This is a genomic window from Sphingopyxis sp. (assembly GCF_036402335.1).
Taxonomy (GTDB): Bacteria; Pseudomonadota; Alphaproteobacteria; order Sphingomonadales; family Sphingomonadaceae; genus Sphingopyxis.
In genome coordinates this window covers 1-4,901 of sequence record NZ_DASWTD010000567.1, presented here as the reverse complement: position 1 = coordinate 4,901, position 4,901 = coordinate 1, and the positions used below count along the sequence as shown (strand labels likewise).

6 protein-coding genes are annotated in these 4,901 nt (G+C 64.4%); 5 read left to right on the top strand and 1 reads right to left on the bottom strand.

Going from position 1 to position 4,901, the window contains the following annotated elements:
- Positions 1-57: 57 nt before the first annotated feature.
- Positions 58-753 (top strand): aspartate/glutamate racemase family protein, encoded by a 696-nt coding sequence (locus tag VGD20_RS18455; protein ID WP_331135839.1) that lies wholly within the window; start codon positions 58-60, stop codon positions 751-753.
- Between the two features lie 86 nt (positions 754-839).
- On the opposite strand, the gene VGD20_RS18450 is transcribed toward VGD20_RS18455, so the two are convergent.
- The gene (locus VGD20_RS18450; RefSeq protein WP_331135838.1) at positions 840-1,238 is read right to left on the bottom strand and encodes a DUF2147 domain-containing protein; all 399 of its coding nucleotides are present in this window, start codon (positions 1,236-1,238) and stop codon (positions 840-842) included.
- A gap of 112 nt (positions 1,239-1,350) precedes the next feature.
- Here VGD20_RS18450 and VGD20_RS18445 point away from each other — a divergent pair, with 112 nt between their 5' ends.
- The 4 genes from VGD20_RS18445 to VGD20_RS18430 form a co-directional block, all read left to right on the top strand.
- Entirely contained in the window at positions 1,351-2,568 is a 1,218-nt protein-coding gene (locus VGD20_RS18445) for a parallel beta-helix domain-containing protein (protein ID WP_331135837.1), read from the top strand.
- The gene (locus VGD20_RS18440) at positions 2,565-3,593 is read left to right on the top strand and encodes an SO2930 family diheme c-type cytochrome (protein WP_331135836.1); all 1,029 of its coding nucleotides are present in this window, start codon (positions 2,565-2,567) and stop codon (positions 3,591-3,593) included. The genes VGD20_RS18445 and VGD20_RS18440 overlap by 4 nt, the downstream gene beginning before the upstream one ends.
- An 8-nt stretch (positions 3,594-3,601) precedes the next feature.
- The gene (maiA, locus tag VGD20_RS18435) at positions 3,602-4,246 is read left to right on the top strand and encodes a maleylacetoacetate isomerase (RefSeq protein ID WP_331135835.1); all 645 of its coding nucleotides are present in this window, start codon (positions 3,602-3,604) and stop codon (positions 4,244-4,246) included.
- The coding region (locus tag VGD20_RS18430; protein WP_331135834.1) for a TonB-dependent receptor plug domain-containing protein at positions 4,243-4,901 on the top strand (659 nt) is incomplete at its 3' end. The genes maiA and VGD20_RS18430, both read left to right, overlap by 4 nt.

The window sequence follows — 4,901 nt, the reverse complement described above, 5'->3', positions numbered from 1 at the left end:
AAGAACGGCCCTTCGACGAACTCAGGGCGAACGGATTTCTGTTTTTCTGGAGATGAAATGCGCAAAATCGGCTTGATCGGGGGAATGAGCTGGGCATCGACCGAGCTTTATTACCGCCATCTCAACAAGGGCGTGCAAAAGCGCCTCGGTACTGCCTGTTCGGCACCGATCCTGATGGAGAGCCTCAACTATTGCGAGCTGTCGCGGATCACCACGCCCGAGCAGTGGGCGCATGCCAAGGAGGTGCTGATCGCATCGGCGCAGCGGCTCGAGGCGGCGGGTGCGACCGCGCTGATGATCGCCGCCAATTCGATGCACAAGGTTGCCGAAGATGTCGCCGCGGCAATTTCGATCCCGCTGCTTCACATCGTCGACGAAACCGGCGAGAAGATGAAGGCCGACGGGATCAAGGCGGCGGCGGTGATCGGCACGCGCAACGTGATGGCCGAGCCGTGGTTTCGCCAGCGGCTGGTCCGCCACGGGCTGACGCTCGCGCCCTATGACGCCGCGCGCGCCGAAGAGATCGACCGCATCATTTACGAAGAACTGATGCTGGGCAAGGTGAACGAAAGTTCGCGCCGCACGATGAAGACCTTCATCACCGATATCGCGAAGCAGGATATCGAGGCGATCGTGCTGGCGTGCACCGAACTGGTGATGCTGGTCGACACCGACGCCAATGTCCTGCCGATCTACGACACGACACGAATCCATGTCGCGGCGGGTGTCGACTGGATTTTGGGCGAGGGTTAAGCCCGTTCGCATCGCGCGAAGCCGGGATGCCGTCGATCGATTGCGACCCCGCGGTGTGTCGACTTCGCTCGGCAGAAACCGAAAAATTACCCCATCCGCGTCCAGGTTACCGTGCGGCAGAAGACTGCGACGCAGCCCTTCATCGTCAGCTTGTTGCCCTTCACGCGCAGGTGGGCGGTGTAATAGCGACCATCCTCGGGGCTGTAGCCTTCGCCTTTCCAGCCATCGCCGCGCGGGACGAGATCCCAGTAGATCTGCAGTCCTTCGACCTTGCGGCTGCGTTTGGCCTTGTCGGGGTTGCGCTCGTCGCGCTGGCCGCCCACGGGCTCCCTGATGAGCAATTCGGCGATCCGGCCGCACATTTTCGCGCCGCACGGTGCCATCGCGACAATTCCCTTGCCATCGTCGGTTTTCCAGCGTCCGGTCAAGGACGCCGGCGCCGCAGCGGACGCGGGCACGACGACAAAGGCGGCAAGCGCCAACATATATCGGTGAATCAAAGCGACCTCTCCCCGGGTTAGCTACACATATGTCAGCAAGACGCTTGGCATACGTCAAGTCTTGCACCATGCTCCCCGAAAATTTGGGGAGAGACATATGCGATTCCATGGCCTGCGCCACCACGCGGCGACGCTCTGCATCGTGGCGGCCCTTACCGCCTATCCGGCGGCGGCGAAAGTGATCAGCGTCAGTGCGACAACACCTGACGCCAATGAAAAGCTGCAAGAGGCGCTGATTCTCGCCCAACCGGGCGACACGGTGCAGCTGGGTGCCGGCGTGTGGAAACTGACCGACGGGCTGTCGCTCGATGTCGCGGGCGTCACGGTGCGCGGTGCGGGAGCGGGCGAGGGCGGGTCGATTCTCGACTTTACGGGGCAGCAAGGCGCGGGTGAAGGGCTGCTCGTCACCTCCGACGACGTGTTCCTGACCGACTTCGCGGTACTCAACACCAAGGGCGACGGCATCAAGTCGAAGGGCGCCGACCGTATCGTCTATTACAAGGTGCGCGTCGAATGGACCGCGGGGCCGAAGGAAACCAACGGCGCTTACGGCATTTACCCGGTCGAGAGCAGCGACGTGCTGATCGACAGCGTTTATGTCCGCGGCGCGTCCGATGCGGGCATCTATGTCGGCCAGTCGAAGAATATCGTCGTTCGCGAATCGATCGCGCAGGAAAATGTCGCGGGTATCGAGATCGAGAACAGCTACGACGCTGACGTCCATGACAATATCGCGACGAAGAACACCGGCGGCATCCTGGTGTTCGACCTGCCCAGCCTGCCGATGCAGGGGGGGCACAATGTCCGGGTCTTCGAGAACATCGTCAACGACAACAGCACGCCGAACTTCGCGCCGAAAGGCAATAGCGTCGCCAGCGTGCCCACGGGCACCGGCGTGCTGATCATGGCGAACCGCAACGTCGAGATTTTCGACAATGTGTTCGCCGACAATGGCACCGCGAATGTGATGATCGTCGGCTATCGCTACGAGCACAAGGATCCCAAATACCAGCCGCTGCCGAAACAGATCGTCGTGCGCGGGAACCAGCATGGCAAGGCGGGCTATGCGCCCAAATTTCCCGGCGGTGACATGATCGCGGCGGCGATGGGCGGCAGCATCCCGCCGGTGCTGTGGGACGGCGCGGGCGATGCGATCGTGCTCGACAAGGTCGGCGTGCTGTCGCTGAACCTCCCCGATGTGAAGACGCCGCAGAGCGAGGCGAAGCCGTCGCCGGCGGACTTGTCGAAGGGCACGCCGCCCGCGCCGCTGCCGACGATCAAGCTGCCCGAAAGCATGGAGGCGAAGGTCCGGTGAGACGCGTTTTTGCCGCGTTCGCCGCGGCGCTTCTATGTGCGAGTGGCGGGGCGGCCGGAACGCTGCCCGGGGTCGATCAGGCGGTGGTCGAGAGCGACGCGATGCCGCCGAAGCTCTCGGCGTTCGGGCTGTTTCGCGGCAACGACCCGAAAACACCCGCGGCCGGCGTCGGCTATACGCTGCGCGCGCCGCTGTTCAGCGATTATACCGACAAGCATCGCTTTATCTCGATCCCTGCCGGGAAAAAAGCGAAGGTCGGAAGCGACGGCGTGATCGAGTTTCCAGTCGGCACGGTGCTGGTCAAGAGCTTCGGCTGGACCGACGTCAGCGAGGGGCGTCCGGTCGAGACGCGGCTGCTGATCCGGCGCGCGAGTGGCTGGGTCGCGCTGCCCTATATCTGGGACGCCGACGGCAAGGATGCGACGCTGGCGCTCGGCGGTCGCCGCGTGCCGGTGAGTTTCAAGAGCCCCGACGGTGAAGCCCATGATGTCCGCTACGCGGTGCCGAACAAGAACCAGTGCAAGGAATGCCATAGCCTCGGCGGCGAGCTCGTGCCGATCGGGCCGAAGGCCCGGAACTTCCTCCTCGACCCGGCGGCGTCGGACAAGCTGCGCAGCCTCTATTTCGAGAATCCGGCCGCGCTCAAGCCGGTGATGCCGCAATGGGATGATCCGAAGGCAGGCACCGTTGCCGACCGCGCGCGCGCCTATCTCGACGTCAATTGCGCGCATTGCCACAACCCCGCGGGCAGCGCGTCGAACAGCGGGTTGTTCCTGCGCTGGACCGATGATCCCACCGGGGTGAACTATGGCATCGGCAAGCGCCCCACCGCGGCCGGGCGCGGTAGCGGGGGCATGGAGTTTGCGATTGCGCCGGGCGATCCCGACCACAGCTTCCTGATCTATCGTCTCGAAAGCACCGACCCGGGAATCGCGATGCCCGAGGTCGGGCGGTCGACGGTGCACAGGGAAGGCGCGGCGCTGCTGCGGCAATGGATTGCGGAGATGCCGAAAGCATCGCATTAGACGGCGCCATGACACATCAAGCGCATGGGCTCGTCCTCCACGACTATTTCCGCTCCTCGGCCAGCTTCCGTGTGCGTATCGCGCTGAACCTGAAAGGCCTTGCCTATGAGCGCGTCGAGGTCAGCCTGATCGCGGGCGAGCAGCGCAGCGACGCCTATCTCGAGCAGAATGCGCAAGGCTTTGTCCCGATGCTCGTCGTCGACGGCGAGCCGATCATCCAGAGCATGGCGATCATCGACTGGCTCGACCGCGCCTTTCCGCAGCCGCGGCTGATTCCCGAGGAGGCAATGCCGCGCGCGGTCGCGCTGGCGCGCGCGCAAGTGATCGCGAGCGATATCCATCCGCTGAACAACCTGCGTGTGCTCAAATATCTGACGAAGGATCTGGGGCTCAACGAGCAGACCAAGGAGCGTTGGATCGCGACATGGATCGCGCAAGGATTCGACGCGCTCGAAGCGATGGCGGGCGACGGCAGATATCTCGGCGGCGACGCGCCGGGGATCGCCGACTGCTGCCTCGTCCCGCAGATGTACAATGCGCGGCGCTTCGAGGTGCCGCTGGACGATTATCCGCGGCTCGTCGCGATCGATACGGCGTGCATGGAACTGGACGCGTTCCGGAAGGCGCATCCCGACGCGGTGAAGCCCGCGTGATCCGCCTTTTGACGGGGGCTCTCGCGCTGGCGCTGCCGGCGGCGGCGGTGGCGCACGACGCGGAAGATATCATCATCCCCGCGCGCTATGTCCCGCGCGAGGAAATCGTCGTCATCGGCAGCGGCGGGCTGAAATCTCCCGTCAGCGATGCCACCCAGTCGTCGACTATCCTGCTCGATGTCGATGCCGGGCTTGGTGCGCGGGTCGAAAATCGCCTTCGCGACGAAGCGGGCATCGTCCAGTTCCGCCGCTCCGACGGCCGATCCGCACATCCGACGAGCCAAGGGGTGACGCTTCGCGGCCTTGGCGGCAATGCGTCGAGCCGTGCGCTCGTGATGCTTGACGGAATTCCGCAGGCCGATCCGTTCGGCGGCTGGGTCGCGTGGAGCGCCTATGACGCGATCAATCTTGGCGGCATTGCGATCACGCGCGGCGGCGGTAGCGGCGCCGATGGAGCGGGCGCGCTTGCCGGGACGGTCAGCCTCTATTCGGAGATGATCGACGGCATGACCGCGAGTGCGGCTTATGGGAGCCGTGACAGTTGGGACGCATCGGCAAGCGCCGGCACAGGGCTCGGCAATGGGCAGGTCGCCATCGACGGCCGCTACAGCCGCGGCGACGGCTTTATTCCGATTGCCAAGGGGCAGCGCGGCGC

What these genes read in the sequence shown, in the direction of transcription:
- VGD20_RS18455 (WP_331135839.1), top strand. Translation starts at nt 58, where the DNA reads ATGCGCAAAATCGGCTTGATCGGGGGAATGAGCTGGGCATCGACCGAG.
- VGD20_RS18450 (WP_331135838.1), bottom strand. Translation starts at nt 1,238, where the DNA reads ATGTTGGCGCTTGCCGCCTTTGTCGTCGTGCCCGCGTCCGCTGCGGCG.
- VGD20_RS18445 (WP_331135837.1), top strand. Translation starts at nt 1,351, where the DNA reads ATGCGATTCCATGGCCTGCGCCACCACGCGGCGACGCTCTGCATCGTG.
- maiA (WP_331135835.1), top strand. Translation starts at nt 3,602, where the DNA reads ATGACACATCAAGCGCATGGGCTCGTCCTCCACGACTATTTCCGCTCC.